The sequence below is a fragment of the Quadrisphaera sp. RL12-1S genome, from assembly GCF_014270065.1.
Lineage (GTDB): Bacteria > Actinomycetota > Actinomycetes > Actinomycetales > Quadrisphaeraceae > Quadrisphaera.
Window position 1 is genome coordinate 15744 of the sequence record NZ_JACNME010000011.1, and the last position, 15583, is coordinate 31326.

The following is a 15583-nucleotide window of genomic DNA, read 5'->3' on the forward strand; positions in this document are numbered from 1 at the left end:
ATGCACCGGACCCTGGAGCGGCAGCTGCGCCGCCTCGGCGTCGACCCCGCGGCGGCCCCCGCCGGCGACGGCTGGACCGAGCTCCTCGCCGTCGTGAGCCGGACCTACACCGAGGCCGACGAGGAGCGCTACACCCTGGAGCGCTCCCTGGAGGTCTCCACCCGCGAGATGCGCGGCCTGCACGACGCGCTCAGCCAGCGGGCCCTGCAGGACGCCCTGACCGGGCTGCCCAACCGCGCGGCTCTGCTCGCGCACCTGCAGGGGCTGCTGGGCGCCGGGCGCTCCGGACGGGGCGCCACCGCCCTGTTCGTGGACCTGGACGGCTTCAAGCAGGTCAACGACAGCCTCGGGCACGCCGCCGGGGACGAGCTGCTCGTGCGGGCCGCCGAGCGCATCCGGTCCTGCCTGCGGCCCACCGACATCGTGGCGCGCCTGGGGGGCGACGAGTTCGTGGTGGTCTGCGAGGGCGCCGACGCGGAGGCCGCCGCGGCCGTGGCGTCCCGCGTCAGCGCGCAGCTGTGCACCCCGTTCCGGGTGGACGGCCACGACGCGGTGGTGAGCGCCAGCATCGGCCTCGCGACCGCGGAGGGGCCGGGGGCCGACGCGGAGCAGCTGCTGCGGTGCGCCGACCTGGCCATGTACGACGCCAAGGTGGCCGGCAAGGCCCGCACCTCGGTGTTCGACGCGAGCATGCAGTCCGACGTCGACTCGCGGGTCTCGGTGCGCAGCGCGCTCAGCGAGGGCGTGCGGCGCGGCGAGCTGCGGCTGGCCTTCCAGCCGCAGGTCACCCTCGCCGACGAGCGCCTGACCGGCGCCGAGGCGCTGGTGCGCTGGGAGCGGCCCGGCCACGGGCTGCTGACCGCCAGCTCCTTCGTGCCCGCCGCCGCGGAGGGGGCGCTCGTGGTGGAGGTCGACCGCTGGGTGGTGGGCGAGGCGGTCCGACGCGCCGCCACCTGGTGCCGGGGCGGGCGGACCCTGTCCGTCAACGTCTCGCCGCGCACCCTGGAGAGCACCGTCCTGGTGGACGAGCTCAGCACCGCCCTGCACCGGTGGGACGTCCCGGCGCGCGCCGTGGAGCTGGAGGTCGGCGAAGCGGGCCTGGGGCGGTGCTCGACGGCCGCGAGCCGCACGCTGGAGCGGCTCGCCGGCCTCGGGGTCGGCCTGGCCGTCGACGACTTCGGGACCGGGAGCACGTCGCTGGCCCACCTGGGGCGCAGCGGCGCGCGGACGCTCAAGGTGGACGGCTCCCTCGTCGCCGACGTGGACACCGCCGCCGCGGCGGTATCGGTCGTCGGGGCCGTGGTGGCGATGGCCCACGCCCTGGGGGTGGCCGTGGTGGCCGAGGGCGTGGAGCGCCGCTCGCAGGCGGAGGTGCTGCGCGAGCTGGGCTGCGACCGGGCCCAGGGCTTCCTCTTCGGGAGCCCTGGCGACGGCACGGCCCTGGACGCCCGCTTCGGCACCGCCCGCGCCTCCGCGGGGAGCCCCGCGCGCTGAGACGCGGCCGGTGAGCCCGTGCTGGGGCCAGCAGCGGGACTCGAACCCGCAACCCCTCGTTTACAAGACGAGTGCGCTACCAGTTGCGCCATGCTGGCCTGCGCACCCGCACCGGGTGCGCCACCCCCAGACTAGGCCGCTCGAGCGCCGCCCGGGCCTCACTGCGCCGACCACCCGCCGTCGGAGGCGAGCACGGCCCCGCTGACGTTGACGCCGTCGTCGGACAGCAGGAACGTGATCGAGGCCGCCAGGTGCTCGGGCTGCGCCGGCTCGGGGAGGGTGGCGAGCAGCCCTCCGACCCGCTCAGCGCCCAGGGCCGAGGCGAAGCGCGCCTCGATGCCGGTGATGACGGGCCCGGGGGCGACGGCGTTGACGCGGATCCCGAGGCGGGCGTACATCACCGCCGAGCTGCGCGTCAGGCCCACGACGGCGTGCTTGGACGTGGTGTAGGCAGCACCCGCCGCGGACCCCCGCAGCGCCGCCTCGGAGGCCACGTTGACCACCGAGCCGCCGCCGCGCGCGAGCATCAGCGGCACCACGGCCCGCGTGAGCCGCATCATCCCGTCGACGTTGACCCGCATGACGCGCTCCCAGACCGCGTCGGTGACCTCGTGGACCGGCGTCATGTCGTCCATGACGCCGGCGACGTTCGCCAGACCGGCCACGTCGGGCCCGGCCGCCTCGACGACGCGCGCGACCCCGTCCGCCGCGGTGATGTCGGCGACGACGACGACGAGCTCGCCGCCGGCCTGCTGCGCCCTGGGCCCGAGGTCGGCGGCGAGCGCGTCGAGGCGCTCGGCGACGACGTCGACGGCCACCACCCGGCCGCCCTCGCGGGCCGCCCTGGACGCGGTGGCGCGGCCGATGCCGGACCCGGCCCCCGTCACCACCACCGTCTGCCCCGCGAAGCGGCCGGGCACGGTCCGCTCCCGCCAGGGCGGCCGGACCGGGCCGGCACCGGCCACCACCCCCGGCGGGATGGCGCCGGCGTCGTCGTCCCCGCCCGGGTCGGGTGCGGCGCGGCGCACCAGGTCGGCGACGGCCTCGGCCGGCAGCCGCCCGCCGCTGAGGGCCACCAGCCGCTCCAGCGGCAGGAGCCGGACCGGCGCCAGCGCGGTCTCGTCCTGCCCGCCGGCGGCGAGCAGCTCGCGCAGCAGCGGCCCGCCGCTCGGGTGGTCGAGCCAGGCAGCCACGGTGGACCCTGCCGTCAGCGGAGCGGACACGGTGACCTCCGGCGTCGTGCGCACCGGACACCACCGTCGGGCCGGAGGCGCCGACGCTAGCGCGCCCGCACGGCGTCCCCCGGCCGGTCGGACCGCGGCGCCTGCTGGTAGACCGGGGTGCGTGCCAGACGAAGGAGTCCTGAAGGTCGGCGTCGTGGGGCTCGGGTGGGCGGGCCAGCAGCACCTGGACGCGTACGCCGCGCGGCCCGACGTGCAGGTGGTGGCGCTCGCGGGCATGGAGGCCGACCTGCTGGCCTCCCTCGGCGAGGCCCACGGCGTGCCGCACCGCCTGGCGCGCTGGCAGGACCTCCTCGAGGTCGAGGGGCTGCAGGCGGTGAGCATCGCGGTGCCCACCGCGCTGCACGCGCCCATCGCCGTCGCCGCCCTGGAGCGCGGCCTGCACGTGCTGTGCGAGAAGCCGATCGCCCGGGACGCCCCGGAGGCCGCCACCATGGTCGAGGCGGCGCGCGCCGCGGGGCGCGTGCTGGAGGTGGTCTTCAACCACCGCCAGCGCGGGGACGTGCGGGCCCTGCGGCAGCTGGTGGCCTCCGGGGAGCTCGGCCGGCCGTACGCGGCCCGCTCCTGGTGGCTGCGCCGCCGCGGCATCCCCATGCTCGGCAGCTGGTTCACCAACGCCGAGGCCTCCGGCGGCGGGCCGCTGGTGGACATCGGCGTTCACTGCCTCGACTGGGCGCTGCACGTGCTCGGCGAGCCCCGGGTGGTGGCCGCGAGCGCGGTGACGCACTCCGAGCTCGGTCCGCGCGGGCTGGGCGGCAGCCGCGGGGGCAGCAAGACGCTGTCGGGTGAGGCGTCGGCCTACGAGGTCGAGGACCTCGCGCACGCCTTCCTGCGCCTGGAGGGCGGCGGCCTGCTGCAGGTGGAGACCTCCTGGGCGGTGTTCCGCGAGGCCGCCGACCAGATGGGCATGACCGTGCGGGGCACCGACGGCGGCGCCGAGCTCGTCGTCGAGGGGAACCCCGACCCGGTCGGCGAGCTGAGGGTGTTCACCGACAGCCCGCTCACGGCGGACGGCGAGGCCGCCGACCGGACCGTGGAGGTGCAGCCGGGGCGCGGGCACGCGGCCGTCGTGGACGCCTTCGTCGAGGTGGTGCGCGGTGACGCCTCCGCCTGGGGTGACCACGACGGGTCGCTGGCGCTGGAGCGCGCCCGGATCATCGACGCGTGCTACCGCTCGGCGCGCGAGAACAGGGAGGTCGCGCTGTGAGCGCTGGGTCGGGAGAGGGCCGGATCAGGGTCACGGTCTGGAACGAGGGCGTGCACGAGGCGCGCCAGCACCCGGAGTGGATCGGGGAGATCTACCCCGACGGCATGCACGGGGCCATCGCGGCGGGCATCACCGAGCACCTGGGCGAGCGCGCCGCGGTGCGCACGGCGACGCTGGCCTCCGAGCCCGACCACGGCCTCACCGAGGAGGTGCTCGCCGGCACCGACGTGCTGCTGTGGTGGGGCCACGCGGCGCACGAGCAGGTCAGCGACGAGGTGGTGGCGCGCGTGCACCGGCACGTGCTGGCCGGGATGGGCTTCGTCGGACTGCACTCGGCGCACTACTCCAAGATCTTCACGCGCCTGCTGGGCACCACGTGCTCGCTGGCGTGGCGCAACGAGGGCGAGCGGGAGCTGGTGTGGACCACCGACCCCTCCCACCCCATCGCGCGGGGCGTGCCCAACCCGATCGTCATCGAGAAGCAGGAGATGTACGGGGAGCCGTTCGGCATCCCCCACCCCGACGAGGTGGTGTTCCTGTCCACCTTCGCCGGCGGCGAGGTCTTCCGCTCGGGGGTGACCTACCAGCGCGGGCAGGGCCGGGTCTTCTACTTCTCCCCCGGGGACCAGGAGTACCCGGTCTACCAGCACCCCGACGTGCGCCGCGTCATCGCCAACGCGGTGGTCTGGGCGCACCGGCCGGAGGTGGAGCGCCTCAGCGAGGAGCAGCTGGGCTGCACCAACCCGCCGCGCCGCTTCTGAGCGGGTGCCGGCGCCTCAGCGGCTGAGGACGTCGGCCTGTCCCGCCCGCTCGCCGCGGGGCGCCGGGAGGTCGGACGCGGCAGCGTCGGCGACCTCCGGGGCGCGCCAGCCGCCCACCAGCACGGCGAGCCCGGCCAGGACCAGACCGGCGGCCCCGACGGCGGCGAAGCCCCACTGGGCGCCGAACCGGTCCACGGCCACGCCCGTCAGCGGTGCGCCGAAGGCGTCGCCCAGGGTGAGCGCGGACGCGTGCACGCCCAGCGCCAGGCCCCGCACCGTGGCGGGGGTGGCGTGGGTGAGGGCCTCGGCGGTGCCGGCCATGAGCGGGGCGCAGAACAGCCCGGTCGGCACGACGAGCAGCGCGAGCACCGGCCAGCTGCCCGCGAGCGAGACCGGCAGCGCCGTGCCCGCCAGCAGCAGGAGCACCACGAGCGGTGACGGCCGGTGCTGCAGGGCGCCGAAGACGAACCCGCCCGCCAGCGACGCCAGGCACCAGACGGCGAAGACCAGGCCGAGGTGCGGCACGGCGTCCCACGACGTCATGACCGCCGAGAGGGCGGTGTCGGTGCCGCTCACGGTGACGGTGGCCGCCGACGTCACGAGCAGCAGCGCCACCACGGGCCGGCTCAGCCAGCTGCGCAGGCGGGGCCGCGCCGCGCGCTCGCCGTCGGCGAGGGTGCGCGCGAGCTCCCGGGTGAGCTCGGCGTCGCGCACGGGCGGGTCGAGCGCGTAGAGGGCGGCACCGGCCACGAGCACCAGGCCGGCGACCGCCGCCAGCGTCGTGGTGGCCGTGGTGGCCGTGTAGAGGGCGATGCCGGCAGCTGGTCCGACCGCGAAGCTGACCTCCACCGCCATGGAGTCGAGCGAGAAGCCGGGGCGGCGCTGCTCGGGCGCGAGCATCGCCGCCAGCGCCTGGCGGGTCACGGAGAACACCGGCAGGGACAGCACGCCCGCGAGCAGCGCGGCGGGCAGCAGGACGGCGTACTCCAGGTGCGGCGCCACGGTCCAGAAGGCCGTGGACGCGACGGTGGTGACGGCCACCACGGGACGCAGTCCCACCCTGTCGACGGTGCGGCCGACCAGCGGCGCGCCCACCGCGGCGCCCACCGCGAAGGCGGCGCCGAGCAGGCCGGCGAGCCCGTAGCCGCGCCCGAGGTCGAGCACCACGTGGAGGGTGAGGACCACCGGGGCGGCGGCGATGGGGATCCGGGCGAAGAGCCCGATGAGGATGACGGCGGGGACGCCGCGGCGCGCGAGGACGCGGCGGTAGACAGCGAGCGACAACGACGATCCGTTCAGGTACCAGCGCCGACGGGCGCAGCGGCCGGGTCAGCACCCCGGCGGTGGGCCGGCCCGTGACGCGGACCCGCAGTGTCGACAATGCCAGACCGGCGCCGCTGATTCCCCACCGCGCAGGGCCACCCGCGTGGCGGATCGCCGGTCGGCACCGTTCTGCGCCACCCGATCCGTCGCCAGGGGGGCCGAGAACCGGTCGAGGACGCCCGTCGGGGCCGCTCGCGCACCCGGCTGGACGGGCGGGCGAGCGGCCCCGGCGGGAGTTCGGGCGGAGTCAGCGCACGGGCAGCCAGACCCGCATGGGGCCCACCCCGCGGTTGGCCCACACCGCGTAGGGGATGGCGGTGAGCTCGACGTCCTCGCCCTGGTCCGGCTCGGGGGCGGTGGCGGGCAGCCAGGTGGCGGCCGCCCCCTCGTGGCCCGCCGAGCGCCCGCGGGGGTGGAGGACGACGACCCCGCCGAGGAGGTCGTCGCGGCGCTCCGCGCCCACCGGCGCGCTCGCGTCGACCACGACGTCGTCCACGAGGACCCCGTCGGGCTGGTCGACCTGCTCGAGGGCGTAGACGAGCGGACCGCGCTCCAGGGCGACGGCGCCGCGGGCGTCGTCCACGCGGCGGTCGGCGCGGGAGAGCCGCACGTCGAGCGGCAGGTCGAGCTGGAGGACGTCGCCCGCGGCCCAGGCCCGGGTCACGCGCAGGTAGCTGCCGGGCTGCGGGGCGAGCTCGTCGTCCCCGACGCGGGCGGTGGCGCCGGCGGCCCACGCGGGGACGCGGACCGACAGGGTCCACTCAGCGCCGTCAGCGGGCTCGCCCTGGCCGACCTCCTCCACGCGCACGCGGACGCCGCCGTCCCACGGGTACCCCGTCTCCACGGCGAGGCGCACAGCTCCCACGCCGTCGACCTCCGCGGTCAGCGAGCTCGGGGCGAACAGGTGCAGCTGGACGCCCGCGGTGCCGTCGACGGCGCCCGTGGTGGCGAGGTACCCGTCGAGGCTGGAGAGCGTCCGCATGATGTTGGGCGGGCAGCAGGCGCAGTCGAACCAGCCGCGACGGCCGTGGGCGGGGCTGCGGTTCTCGAACGGGTGCGAGGAGTCCCGGAACTGCAGCGGGTTGACGTAGAAGTACTCGTCGCCGGACAGGGAGACGCCCGCCGGGAACCCGTTGTGGAGCATCCGCTCGGCGGCGTCGGCGTACCGGGCCTCACCCGTGGCCAGGAGCATCCGCCAGGCCCACTGGACCCCGCCGATGGCCGCGCAGGTCTCGGCGTAGGCGCGGTCGCTGGGCAGCTCGTACGGGTCTCCGAAGGCCTCCCAGTCCCAGCGCGACCCGAGACCGCCGGTGATGTACGTCTTCGTGGCCCACATGTGGGCGAACTGGCGCTCCAGGGCCGCGAGCAGCTCGGCGTCCCCGGTCTCCGCCGCCACGTCCGCAGCCCCGGCCGTGAGGTAGACCGCGCGCACCGCGTGGCCCTCCACCGTGGTGGCCTCGCGCACCCGGACCCGGTCGGAGAAGTAGGTGCTCTCCTTGCCGTGCCCCTCGATGATCCCGGTGCCCCGCGCCTCGACCATCCACCGCGCCAGCTCCAGGTAGCGCCGCTCGCCGGTCTCGCGGAAGAGCTCCACCAGGCCCATCTCGACCACCGGGTGGCCGTCTATGTCACGCACCTGGCCCTCGCCGTCCCCGAAGGTGGCGTCGAGGTGGTCGGCGAGCTTCACGGCGACGTCGAGGAGGCCGCGCTCCCCCGTGGCGCGGACGACGGCGACGGCGGCCTGGAACAGGTGGCCCGCGCAGTACATCTCGTGGCTCCACGGCAGCTCCGCGTAGCGGCCGCGCCTCATGAGCGAGCCGTCCTGCTCCTGGACCACGGAGTCGAGGTAGCCGTCCTCGGCCTGGGCGGCGGCCACGACGGCGGTGAGCTCGCGGATCCAGCCGAGCAGCTGCTCGCTGGGCTCGCGCCCGTGCTCCCACGCCGCCGCCTCGAGCCACTTGTAGACGTCGGAGTCCATGAAGATCGGACCGGTGACCCGCGCGCCCTCGGGGGCGGTGCCCGCCGCGATCCGCAGGTTGGTGAGGTTGCCGGCGCTCTCCAGCCGCTCACGGCCGGAGGGGATCGCGTTGTCGCGGTTGGCGCGCTGGCGGTCGGCCCAGTAGCCGCCGGTGATGCGCGCGGCGCCGGGGGCCACGGGCTGCAGGGGCGTGGCGCCCGGGGTGGGACGCGCCGGCCCGGCGGTCGTCACCGCGCGGGTGGGGGCGGTGGTCGAGGCAGTGGTCGTGGTGGCCACGCGGATCCTTCTCTCGCAGCGTTGCGGAACAGCCGGAACACGTTTTCTCAACCGTAGTCACCGCTCCGCGGCAGGACAACCCCGCGCCGGTGATCCCTTGCGCGGTACTCTCGGCCCCCGGCGGCGCCGGGGACGGAAAACCCGGAACGCTGTTGCTGGGTGCAGTGGGGCGCAGCTGAGCGGACGGGAGGGCGCGATGACGGGCAGGGCCGTCCCGCGGCGAGCGGTGCCGCGCATCGTGGACGTCGCCGCGCTGGCCGGAGTCTCCCCCGGCACCGCGTCCAAGGCCCTCAACGGCACCGGGCAGCTGCGCGCGGGGACCGTGGAGCGGGTCCGCCGCGCCGCCGACCAGCTCGGCTTCACCCCCGACGGCGTGGGGAGGGCCCTGTCGTCGGGGCGCAGCTTCACCGTGGGCCTGGTCACCACCGACAGCTTCGGGCGGTTCACCATCCCCGTGCTCCAGGGCGCGGAGGACGCCCTCGGCGCCGGTGACATGGCCGTGCTCCTGTGCGACACCCGCGACGACGCGCTGCGCGAGAAGCACCTGCTGCGGATGCTCGTGAGCCGCCGGGTGGACGGGATCATCGTCACCGGCCGGCGCACCGACCCCCGCCCGCCCGTGGACCTGGGCGGCGCCCCGCCCGGGGCGGTGCCCGTGGTCTACGCCTTCCAGCCCTCGGCGCGCGCGGGCGACACCAGCGTGGTGGTCGACGACGCGGCCGGCGCCGCCGACGCCGCCCGGCACCTGCTCGACCTCGGCCGGCGGCGCGTGGGCCACGTCACCGGGTGGCAGGAGCACCACAGCGCGCGGGCCCGCGCCGAAGCGGTGGCGGCGGAGCTCGGAGACGCAGCCGCCGGCGAGCCGCTCTTCGGCGCCTGGAGCGAGCAGTGGGGGCGCCAGGCCGTGGACGTCCTGCTGCGCCGCCACGCCGACCTCGACGCCGTCAGCTGCGGCAGCGACCAGATCGCCCGCGGGGTCTGCGACCGGCTGCGCGAGCTCGGCCGCTCGGTGCCCGAGGACGTCGCCGTCACGGGCGTGGACGACTGGGACGTCATGGCGCTGGCCTCGCGCCCGCCCCTGACCACGGTGGACCTGCGCCTGGCCGAGGTGGGCCGGCGGTCCGCCCAGCTGCTGCTCGACGCCGTGGACGGCCGGGAGGTGCCGTCGCGCACCGTGCTGCCCGCCCAGCTGGTGCTGCGCGCCTCGACCCTGGGCAGCTGACCGACCGGCTCCCCGGGGACCGTCAGACCAGCGCCAGCCAGCTGGACCAGAAGGCCTGCGCCACGAGGACGACGACGGCGAGGTAGCTCAGCACCACGGCCACGAGCCGGTACTCGGCCAGCGTCGCGGCGGCGCGGCGCAGACCCGCGGGCACCGGGACGACCCCGCGGTCCAGGCTGTCCGCCGTCGTGGTCCAGAACATCGGGATGACCACCGCCCACACCACCATGCAGTAGGGGCACAGGGCCTTGATCTCGTACAGGCTCTGCGTGATCAGCCAGCTGATGAAGACCAGCCCCAGCGTGATGCCCACCTGCCAGCCCGCCCGCACCCACCGGGGCAGGCCCACGCCGGACAGCAGCAGCACCCCGAGGGTGGTGGCGATGGCGAACGCGGCGATGCCGAGCAGCGGGTTGGGGAACCCGAACAGCGCCGCCTGCGGCTGCGACATCACCGACCCGCAGGAGATGAAGGGGTTGACGTCGCACGAGGGCTTGTAGGCGGGGTTCGCCGCCAGCTTGAACCGCTCGACGGTCAGGGTGAAGGCGGCGAGGAAGCCGATGGCCCCACCGGCGGTGAGCAGGAGCCCGAGGCGCCGCGGGGAGACCGGGTCCGCCGAGAGGTGCCCCTGAGCAGCGCGGACGTCCTCGCCGTCGTCGTCCCGGGAGGACGGTGACGACGCCCGGGGGGCGGGCGGCCGCACACCGCTGCGCGTGCTCATCAGCCAGCGATCCCGAGGGCGGTGGCGATCTCCTGCTGGGTGGGGGCCCCCTGGCCGCTGGCGCCGGTGAGGGGCTTGCCGTCGACGAAGACCGTGGGGGTGCCCTTGACCTTCGGGCCGTCACCGCTCTGGGCCATGGCCGCCTGCGTGGTCTGCTTGACGAAGCCCTCGTAGGTGCCGTCGGCGATGCACGAGGAGACGTTCTTGGCCCCCGCCTGCTCGGCGATGCCGATGAGCTTGTTGTCGGTCAGCCCGTTGCCGTTCTCCTCCGGCTGCTGCTGGTACATCGCCGTGTTGTAGGCGAAGAAGTCGAAGCCCTGCTGCCCCACCACGCAGAAGGCCGCGTTGGCGGCGCGTGTGGAGTAGCGGTTGCCGTTGGACATCTGGTCCAGGAAGGAGATCGGCCGGTACTCGATCTTGAGCGTCCCGGCCTTGGCCTGCTGGTCCAGCCACGGCCCCACGGTCGGCTCGTACGCCTTGCAGACCGGGCACTGGTAGTCCTCGAAGAGCGTCACGGTGTGCGGCGCCGAGGCGCTCCCGACGATGATGCCGCCGTCGGACGTGACCCCGGCCGGGGCGGCAGCCGGCTCTCCGCCGCCGGCGCGGCTGATCCCGAAGGCCACCGCGCCGATGACCAGCACCAGCGCGACGGCCGCGGCGGAGATGGCCAGCACGCGGTTGCGCCGCTGCTTGCGCGCCTGCGCCTCCCGCATCTGGCGGGCCTTCTCGCGCGCGGCGTCGCGGCGGGCGTCCTTGGTGGTGGGCCGGTCGGGCACGGGGCTTCCTCCAGGGTGTCCGGTCAGCCCACAGGGTACGTGCGCCGCCTGGGAGGTCCCTGGAACGCGTCAGCCGAGTCCGGGCGGCGCGGTGGTGAGGGGGGTCCAGTCGGGCGCACCGCCGCTGTTCACCACCACGATCACGCAGGCCAGGAGCACCAGCGCGAGCACCGCGACGGCCACCAGGCTGCCCGTGCGGCGCGGCAGCGCACCGCGCACCGCCGTGCGCGAGCCGCGGCGCACCGTGCGGCTGCCCGGCCCCCACCAGGCGGTGACCGTCCCGACCGCGACCGCCGCCGCCAGCGGCAGCGCCTGCCCGGGCACCGGGGTGCTCTGCGGGGCGATGGCCCAGCCGACCAGGAAGGCCGTGCTCACCGCCATCGCGGCGGGCAGCAGGAGCGCGGGGACCGAGGTCAGCACGGCCAGCACCAGCTGACCGGGCAGGGCCAGGGCCACCACGGCCCCGTCCGTGCGGCGCGGGCCCCTCTCGTAGCGGCGCCGGACCGTCGCCGCCACGGCCCGGTCCACGGTGCGCGCCAGGACGACGGCGCAGGCGACCGCGACGGCCGCCACCAGCGGCGCGACGGCGCCCAGGGCCGCGGCCACGAGCAGCAGCAGGAGCAGCACCGCCCCCGTGGCCGGACGCCCGGGCTCGGCGCCCTCCCCGATGGGCGCGTACGGGGACTCCGGCGGTGCGGGCTCCGGCCGCTCGTACCCCCGCGGCGGCTCGTAGGCCTCGGTCGGGAGCGGGCGGGCCCCCGCGCGCTCGGCGTCGTCGTCGTGGAGGACGGCCGGGGAGCGGTGCGGTCCACCCGGGACCGCGCGGTGGGCGCCGTCGTACCCGGGACCGGGGTCGCGGGGCGCCACGGCCGGCGGCGGGACGACCTGGGTCTGGTCGAGCGAGGCGTCCGACGGCAGCACGCGCGTGCTGTCGGGCTGGCGCGCCCCCACCACCTCGGTCGGTGCGGCGGGCGCGAGCCCGCGGGCGGGGGGCTCGGGCCACGGGACGGGCGCCGCCTCCGGCGGGGCACCCCGCAGCGGCGGTGCGGACTCCGGCATGACGCTGGTCTCGGGCAGCACCGTCGACGCCACCGCCGCGGGGGCGGCGGGGGCTGGCGGCGCGGCGGCGACGGCCGCCGTGGGCGCCGCGCTGGAGCCGGTGCGCACCGGCGGCCAGGTGCCCGCCCCGGGGTCCAGGAGCCCCTGCACGGCCTGGCGCAGGCGGCGCGGGGCCGGCCGGAGGGCGGGCTCGGGCGAGAGGGCCGACCGCAGGAGGTCCACCAGCGGCGCCGGGGTCCCCGTGAGGTCGGCGACGCCGCGCCGGACCCGGGAGAGCACCGCCTCGGAGGGCCCCGTGCCGAAGGGCGGTCGCCCCGTCGCGGCGAAGGCGAGGGTCGCCGCCCAGCCCCACCAGTCGCCGGAGGAGGTCGGGGCGGCGCCGTCGAGCACCTCCGGGGCCAGGTAGCCGGGGGTCCCCATGACGAGGCCGGCGCTGGTCAGGCGGACGTCGTCGGCGACCTGGGCGATGCCGAAGTCGATGACCACGGGGTCCCCGTCCGCCACCAGGACGTTGCCCGGCTTGAGGTCGCGGTGCACCACGCCCGCGTGGTGGATGGCCGCGAGCGCGTCCCCCAGGCCCAGGCCGAGGCGCCCGAGGGCTGCCGGCCCCAGCGGGCCCTCCCGCTCCACGAGCACGTCGAGCGGCGGCGCGGGGACGAACTCGGTGACCACGTAGGGCTGGTCGGCCTCCGGGTCCGCGTCGAGCACCTCCGCGACGCGCGGGGAGCGCACCCGCTGGAGCGCGTCGACCTCGCGGGCCAGCCGGCTGCGGGCCGAGGGGTCCGCCGCCACGTGCGGGCGCAGCACCTTGATGGCGACGGCGCGGCCGGCGGGGTCGAGCCCGAGGTGGACCACCCCCATGCCGCCGCCGCCGATCACCTGCAGGAGGCGGTAGGGCCCGAGCCGCCCGATGACGGACGGCGTGGCCGGGCCCTGGGCCGCTGGGCCGGGCGCGCGGGACCCGGCGCCGTCGCGCGCGCCGAGCCCCGAGGTCCTGGCGTCCACCCCGCCACGGTACGCGGAGCCGGTGCCGCGCGCCCTCGTGGCGCGTCGGGGCGGGAGTCGCGGGGCGGACGACGCCCGCCTAGGGTCGGGGCCGAGCCGACCCGGGGTCGGCGCAGCTGTCGGACGAGCGGGGAGTTGACGCCGGGTGCCGCAGGGCGTGGGCGAGTACGACTTCGTGGTGGTGGCCAACCGCCTCCCCGTCGACCGGGTGGTCGCCGAGGACGGCAGCACCACCTGGCGCACCTCCCCCGGCGGGCTGGTGACCGCGCTGGAGCCCGTGATGCGGCGCGCCGACGGCGCGTGGGTCGGGTGGAGCGGTGACGCGGGCGAGGCCCCGGAGCCCTTCGACGGCGAGGACATGCGGCTCGTGCCGGTCCCGCTGTCCGAGGAGGAGGTCGCGACCTACTACGAGGGCTTCTCCAACGACACCCTGTGGCCGCTCTACCACGACGTCATCGCCGTCCCCACCTACCACCGCGCCTGGTGGGACGCCTACGTGAAGGTCAACCGCCGGTTCGCCGAGGCCGCCGCCGGCCAGGCCGCCCGCGGGGCGACGGTGTGGGTCCAGGACTACCAGCTGCAGCTGGTGCCCGCGGTGCTGCGCGAGCTGCGCCCCGACCTGCGCATCGGCTTCTTCAACCACATCCCGTTCCCGCCCTACGAGCTCTTCGCGCAGATGCCGTGGCGCCGCCAGGTGGTCGAGGGTCTGCTCGGCGCCGACCTCGTGGGCTTCCAGCGCCAGTCGGACGCCAACAACTTCCTGCGGGTCTGCCGGCGGCTGCTCGGCATCGACAGCAGGCGCCACCGGCTCACCGTGCGCGACGAGGAGGGCGCCGAGCGGCTGGTCCACGCCGCGGCGTTCCCCATCTCCATCGACACGCCCGCCTTCGAGGAGCTGGCGGCCCGACCGGCGGTGCAGTCGCGGGTGACCGAGGTGCGCTTCGAGCTGGGGGCCCCGCGCAAGCTGCTGCTGGGCGTCGACCGGCTCGACTACACCAAGGGGATCATGCACCGCCTCAAGGCCTACGGGGAGCTCCTGGACGACGGCGCCGTGGACCCCGAGGACACGGTGCTGGTGCAGGTGGCGACCCCGAGCCGGGAGCGCGTGGACAGCTACCGGCAGCTGCGCGACGAGATCGAGCTCGCGGTGGGGCGCATCAACGGCGAGCACGGCTCCATCGGGCGCGCCGCGGTGCACTACCTCCACCACAACCAGCCCCGCGAGGAGATGTCCGCGCTCTACCAGGCCGCCGACGTGATGCTCGTGACGGCGCTGCGCGACGGCATGAACCTCGTGGCGAAGGAGTACGCGGCCTCGCGGCTGGACGAGCGCGGCGTGCTGGTGCTCAGCGAGTTCACCGGGGCCGCCGACGAGCTGAGCGGTGCGCTGCTGGTCAACCCGCACGACATCTCGGGCCTCAAGCGCGCGGTGGCGGAGGCCCTCGCCATGCCCGACAAGGAGCAGACGCGGCGCATGCGGCAGCTGCGCCGCCGGGTCCGCCTCCACGACGTGACGCGGTGGGCGGAGGCCTTCCTGTCAGCCCTGGAGACCGGGCACGGCTCCGGGTCGGCCACCCCCGAGGCCGAGCAGGCCGCGGCGGGTGCCCCGTGAGCGCGCTGCCGGACGGCCTGCGGGAGGCGGTGAGCGGCCTGGCCGCGGCACCGGCGGTGCTGCTGGCCTTCGACTTCGACGGGGTGCTCGCGCCGATCGTCGAGGAGCCCGGCTCCGCCCGGGCGCTGCCCGCCAGCGCCGAGGCGCTGGCGGCGCTGGCGGCGCTGGACGCCGCGGACCGCGTCCGCGTGGCGCTGGTCAGCGGTCGCGCGATGGACTCCCTGCGCGAGGTCAGCGGGCCCCCCGAGGGGGCGCTGCTGGTGGCGAGCCACGGCGCCGAGGGCGACGGCGTGCCCAGCGAGCTCGACGACGACCAGCGCGCGCTGCTGGGCCGCGTGGTGGACGCGGTCCACGCGGTGGTCGAGGCGCACCCGGGGACGTCCCTGGAGCTCAAGCCGGCCGGAGCCGTGCTGCACACGCGGTCGGCGGACCGCCGCGCCGCCGCCGAGGCGTCGCGGCAGGTCGAGGAGGGCCCCGGGTCCTGGGAGGGAGTGCGGTCCCTGCGCGGCAAGGAGGTCGTCGAGCTCAGCGTGGTGGAGGCCGACAAGGGCAGCGCGCTCACCGCCCTGCGCGACCGGCTCGCCGAGCGCTCCGGCGCACGGCCCGCGGTGCTCTACGCCGGTGACGACGTCACCGACGAGGACGCGTTCCGCGCCCTCGACCGCTCCGCCGGTGACGTCGGCGTCAAGGTGGGCGAGGGCGAGACGGCGGCGGAGTTCCGCGTGGGCACCCCCGAGGACGTCTCAGCCCTGCTCCAGCACCTTGTGAGCGTTCTCAGGGGCTGAGCCCGGGCCGCGGGGGTTCCGCGGGAGGGCGGTCTAGGGCAGTATGTGCCGCGGACACCGGCGTCCGACCTCGGTCGCCGGTAGCCCTTCGCACGGCCACAGACGGCCGGGCGGAGTCCCTCA

At 76.5% G+C, this 15583-nt stretch carries 12 protein-coding genes and 1 tRNA gene; 6 read left to right on the forward strand and 7 right to left on the reverse strand.

Annotated elements, in window-relative coordinates:
* Positions 1-1494 carry a putative bifunctional diguanylate cyclase/phosphodiesterase gene (locus tag H7K62_RS16795; RefSeq protein ID WP_255480634.1) on the forward strand — a complete coding sequence of 498 codons (1494 nt, stop codon included), beginning with the start codon at positions 1-3 and terminating at the stop codon, positions 1492-1494.
* A 22-nt stretch (positions 1495-1516) separates the two neighbouring features.
* Here the strand turns inward: H7K62_RS16795 and H7K62_RS16800 are convergent.
* Both H7K62_RS16800 and H7K62_RS16805 read right to left on the reverse strand, forming a co-directional pair.
* Positions 1517-1592 (reverse strand) — tRNA-Thr (locus tag H7K62_RS16800).
* A 60-nt stretch (positions 1593-1652) separates the two neighbouring features.
* A complete protein-coding gene (locus H7K62_RS16805) occupies positions 1653-2687 on the reverse strand; it encodes an SDR family NAD(P)-dependent oxidoreductase (protein ID WP_222437762.1) in 1035 nt (344 codons plus the stop codon).
* A 151-nt stretch (positions 2688-2838) separates the two neighbouring features.
* On the opposite strand from H7K62_RS16805, the gene H7K62_RS16810 reads away from it, so the two are divergent.
* Both H7K62_RS16810 and H7K62_RS16815 read left to right on the forward strand, forming a co-directional pair.
* Positions 2839-3942 carry a Gfo/Idh/MocA family protein gene (locus tag H7K62_RS16810; RefSeq protein ID WP_186720532.1) on the forward strand — a complete coding sequence of 368 codons (1104 nt, stop codon included), beginning with the start codon at positions 2839-2841 and terminating at the stop codon, positions 3940-3942.
* Positions 3939-4703 carry a ThuA domain-containing protein gene (locus tag H7K62_RS16815; RefSeq protein ID WP_186720534.1) on the forward strand — a complete coding sequence of 255 codons (765 nt, stop codon included), beginning with the start codon at positions 3939-3941 and terminating at the stop codon, positions 4701-4703. The genes H7K62_RS16810 and H7K62_RS16815 overlap by 4 nt, the downstream gene beginning before the upstream one ends.
* 15 nt (positions 4704-4718) lie before the next feature.
* On the opposite strand, the gene H7K62_RS16820 is transcribed toward H7K62_RS16815, so the two are convergent.
* Entirely contained in the window at positions 4719-5987 is a 1269-nt protein-coding gene (locus tag H7K62_RS16820; protein WP_186720536.1) for an MFS transporter, read from the reverse strand.
* Positions 5988-6273: 286 nt separating this feature from the next.
* Positions 6274-8280, reverse strand: a complete 2007-nt coding sequence (locus tag H7K62_RS16825; protein ID WP_370591827.1) for a glycoside hydrolase family 127 protein — start codon at positions 8278-8280, stop codon at positions 6274-6276.
* A gap of 196 nt (positions 8281-8476) precedes the next feature.
* Here H7K62_RS16825 and H7K62_RS16830 point away from each other — a divergent pair, with 196 nt between their 5' ends.
* A complete protein-coding gene (locus H7K62_RS16830; RefSeq protein WP_186720538.1) occupies positions 8477-9502 on the forward strand; it encodes a LacI family DNA-binding transcriptional regulator in 1026 nt (341 codons plus the stop codon).
* Positions 9503-9524: 22 nt separating this feature from the next.
* Here the strand turns inward: H7K62_RS16830 and H7K62_RS16835 are convergent, their stop codons facing one another.
* The 3 genes from H7K62_RS16835 to H7K62_RS21650 all read right to left on the reverse strand — a co-directional run bounded on the left by H7K62_RS16835 (position 9525) and on the right by H7K62_RS21650 (position 13063).
* On the reverse strand, positions 9525-10223 hold the full coding sequence (locus H7K62_RS16835; protein WP_186720540.1) for a vitamin K epoxide reductase family protein: 699 nt from the start codon (positions 10221-10223) through the stop codon (positions 9525-9527).
* The gene (locus H7K62_RS16840; protein ID WP_186720543.1) at positions 10223-10999 is read right to left on the reverse strand and encodes a DsbA family protein; all 777 of its coding nucleotides are present in this window, start codon (positions 10997-10999) and stop codon (positions 10223-10225) included. The genes H7K62_RS16835 and H7K62_RS16840 overlap by 1 nt, the downstream gene beginning before the upstream one ends.
* A gap of 69 nt (positions 11000-11068) precedes the next feature.
* On the reverse strand, positions 11069-13063 hold the full coding sequence (locus H7K62_RS21650) for a serine/threonine-protein kinase (RefSeq protein WP_222437763.1): 1995 nt from the start codon (positions 13061-13063) through the stop codon (positions 11069-11071).
* 145 nt (positions 13064-13208) lie between these two features.
* Here H7K62_RS21650 and H7K62_RS16850 point away from each other — a divergent pair, with 145 nt between their 5' ends.
* A complete protein-coding gene (locus H7K62_RS16850; protein WP_370591828.1) occupies positions 13209-14675 on the forward strand; it encodes an alpha,alpha-trehalose-phosphate synthase (UDP-forming) in 1467 nt (488 codons plus the stop codon).
* Positions 14672-15460: a trehalose-phosphatase gene (gene otsB / locus H7K62_RS16855; RefSeq protein ID WP_222437764.1), complete on the forward strand. Its 789-nt coding sequence runs from the start codon at positions 14672-14674 to the stop codon at positions 15458-15460. Before H7K62_RS16850 ends, otsB begins: the two co-directional genes overlap by 4 nt.
* Positions 15461-15583 lie beyond the last annotated feature (123 nt).

What these genes read in the sequence shown, in the direction of transcription:
- H7K62_RS16830 (WP_186720538.1), top strand. Translation starts at nt 8,477, where the DNA reads ATGACGGGCAGGGCCGTCCCGCGGCGAGCGGTGCCGCGCATCGTGGAC.
- H7K62_RS16795 (WP_255480634.1), top strand. Translation starts at nt 1, where the DNA reads ATGCACCGGACCCTGGAGCGGCAGCTGCGCCGCCTCGGCGTCGACCCC.
- H7K62_RS16835 (WP_186720540.1), bottom strand. Translation starts at nt 10,223, where the DNA reads ATGAGCACGCGCAGCGGTGTGCGGCCGCCCGCCCCCCGGGCGTCGTCA.